This is a genomic window from Bradyrhizobium sp. NBAIM08 (assembly GCF_020193935.1).
GTDB lineage: Bacteria > Pseudomonadota > Alphaproteobacteria > Rhizobiales > Xanthobacteraceae > Bradyrhizobium > Bradyrhizobium yuanmingense.
This window is the reverse complement of sequence record NZ_JADYVR010000338.1, coordinates 1-449: the sequence shown is the minus strand read 5'-3', so window position 1 is coordinate 449 and position 449 is coordinate 1. Positions and strand designations below refer to the sequence as shown.

1 protein-coding gene is annotated in these 449 nt (G+C 62.6%); it reads left to right on the top strand.

Going from position 1 to position 449, the window contains the following annotated elements; all coding sequences use genetic code 11:
* Positions 1-449 (top strand): DUF1501 domain-containing protein (locus tag I6F37_RS39795; RefSeq protein WP_225154348.1); only part of this gene is annotated, 449 nt, incomplete at both ends.

Here is a 449-nt window from a genome sequence, read left to right as displayed (position 1 = left end):
GCTCGCGACCTTCTCCGCCGCGCCCAACCGCGTGATCGCGCCCTTCTGGGGCTTCCGGCAATACGGCCAGTCCGGCCGCTGGATGTCGGATCTGCTCCCGAATTTAGCCACCCGCGTCGACGACCTCGCGTTCATTCACGGCATCAAGGTCGACAACAACAACCACGGTCCCGCGGTCTATCACACGCTCACGGGCAATCAGTTCCCTGGCTCCGCTTCCATCGGCTCGTGGATCACGTATGGTCTCGGCACGGAGAACAACGATCTTCCCGGATTTGTAGTCATGGGAGACCGGCGGGGCGCGACCATTGGCGGAGCGAACGTCTGGGGAAACGGCTACCTGCCCGCCGCTTATCAGGGAACATTATTTCGAAACGGACCCACTCCCATCGTCGACCTGAACCGTCCCGCCGGGATCTCCGAGGGGAGTCAGCGGAAGGAACTGGATC